This is a genomic window from Gemmiger formicilis, assembly GCF_016901605.1.
In the GTDB taxonomy this organism is placed as follows: domain Bacteria; phylum Bacillota; class Clostridia; order Oscillospirales; family Ruminococcaceae; genus Gemmiger; species Gemmiger formicilis_B.
In genome coordinates this window covers 1-2,361 of sequence record NZ_JACJKP010000273.1, presented here as the reverse complement: position 1 = coordinate 2,361, position 2,361 = coordinate 1, and the positions used below count along the sequence as shown (strand labels likewise).

1 protein-coding gene and 1 riboswitch are annotated in these 2,361 nt (G+C 56.4%); the gene reads right to left on the bottom strand.

Going from position 1 to position 2,361, the window contains the following annotated elements; translation table 11 throughout:
* Window positions 1–1,815 (bottom strand): GH25 family lysozyme (locus H6B10_RS18130; RefSeq protein WP_275951084.1); only part of this gene is annotated, 1,815 nt, incomplete at its 3' end.
* Window positions 1,816–2,247: 432 nt separating this feature from the next.
* A riboswitch (TPP riboswitch) is annotated at window positions 2,248–2,361 on the top strand.

Below are 2,361 nucleotides of genomic sequence, written 5' to 3'. Positions count from 1 at the left end.
GAAGGCCACGGCGCAAGCCGTACGCTCTGCAGCGCTGATGGCGTTGGCACGTCCGCCGGCCACAGACTCGGTGTCGTAGTAAACGCCCAGCGGCAGCGAGTAACCGCTGACCAGGCTTAGCACCATACTGGCTTCTTCCACCGCTTCCGCCTCATTGATGGCCTGGCTGTAGAAGTAAACGCCCACCTTCAGGCCGGCATTGATGGCGCCCTGGATATTCTGCCGATAGGTAGAATCCTCTACCAGCGCACCCGTACCATAACCGCGGTAACCACAGCGGATAATGGCAAAGGTGATGCCGTCGGCCTTGACCGCGTTCCAGTCGATCACACCCTGGAATTTGGAAACGTCAATACCGCGGGACGTACGGTTCAATGCACCGTCTGCACCAAAGGTGTATACATCTCCCTGAATGACCTGGTTGCCCGTGACAGGCTCATGCGTAACCGGGTCATAGTAATAGGTCACACCGTCAATCTCCTGCCAGCCGGTGTAAACATACTCCACCTTTTCGGTGCTGGTCACATCAAAGCCATATCCAGCCAATGCGCTTGCCTCGATCTCATCCGGCCAACCGGCAGTGGGATCGCTGGGCGTTGCCGTAGGAGCGGCGGTGGGCACTGGCGTTGCCGTGGGAGACGGCGTAGGCACCGGGGTCGGTGCCGGCGTGGGAGCAGGCGTTGCCGTGGGCACCGGCGTAGGCGCCTCGGTAGGAATCGGTGTCGGTGTTGCCGTCACTTCCGGGGTGGGCGCAACGGTCGGAGTAGGAATAGGAGTCACTTCCGGGGTGGGGGTAGCTACTGCTTCGCTGCCGCTGTCCGAAGGAGCAGGCGAAGCTTCCCCTTCTGCCAACAGCTGGGTACCATCATCGGTGCGATGCGCCATCTGCATAGTGCGTCCGGTATTGCCCAGCGTCACGATGGAGTCCGCAGCCCCCGGCAGCCAGAGGGACATATTGCTGTTGGGGGCATAACCTCCATCCCGCTTGGCACCAACCAGTTCCTGCGTGCCGTCTTTGTAAACCGGCAGATACGCCGTCTCGCTGCCGTCGGACAGCATAAGATGGCCGCTGCTGCTCAGCTTTGCAGTATATGTAACGGTCTTGCCCTTTTCCTCGGCAGCACTTTCAGCATACTGGACGGTGTCGGTCACTTCTTCCGCGATAGGGGCGGCACCGGCAGTATTCACCGCGGAGTCTTCCGCGCTCTCGTTTACCTGATTCGCCTGAACGATCTTATCTTTGACCGCTTCCACATCCGCTTTATAGACCACTTTTTCCTGCACGGTAACCGTGGTACTTTCCGGCACCAGATATCCTTCAATGGGCTGAACCGTCACAGTATACTCACCGGGGTCCACATCTTCCGCCAAAGCCGTACCGGTTTCGGTATCCACCGCGTAGTCGGCGGTTTCGCCCTCCGAATCCGTCAGGGTCACTGTTGCTTCCACACCGGTAAGCGGCAGTTTTTCCGGGGTATCTTCCCCATCCTTTGCTCCCGGCGTTGCCTGGGGCTCCTCTGCAGATTCTTCCGTCTGTTCCGCCAGTGTGTACAGCTGAACGCCCACGTCCTGCTGCACCACGCTCACGTCCGCCAGCAACTCCACATCCGGTTCCGGTGTGGGTTCCGGTGTCGGAGTCGGAGTAGCCACCGGTTCCGGCGTCGGGGTGGGCGTTGCTTCCGGGGCCGGCACCGGCGTGAAAGAAGCCGCAAACACACCCAGGCCGATGCTTGCCGTCAGCACGGCCGCCGAACCGCCGGCAACCAATTTGTATAAGGGCAGCCGCGCAAAGGCATTGCCCGAAAAATATTTCATGGGATTCCGCTTATTGAACATCCTTACCTCACCGTTCACCAAAATAAAAACAGATAAAAGACACTATTGCGCCATGTATAAAATCATAGCATGAAAGGCTGTTTTTCCGCAAGAGGTCAAACAGCCAAAAAAGCGGCTTTTTCCTGTAAATTTTTGACATTATTTCACGGTCGCTTATTGGGGTGCCAGCACCGGATTTTTGCCTGTTTTTACCGTTTTTTTGCTATATTGTGGGCAATTTCTTTCTTGATACCATTGGTTGTATGCATGATACGTTTTTGTCCTGCCAAAGAGATATACACCCCACACCCCCCTGAGCGTTCTACAGTATTAGTAATATGGGCCGCCTGTTTCGGAATTTTTTAGAGCGTATATCGTCAGAGGTTGTTTTTTTCTTGACAAAACGGTTCACCGGTGTATACTGTTTACTGGACATAAAAACAGGGGCGCTGAGGGGCATCCTCGGCTGAGATCGAAGCAAACCGCAGCTTCGGGTCGCCTTGAACCTGATCCGGATAATGCCGGCGTAGGAAGTTTGACCCATCA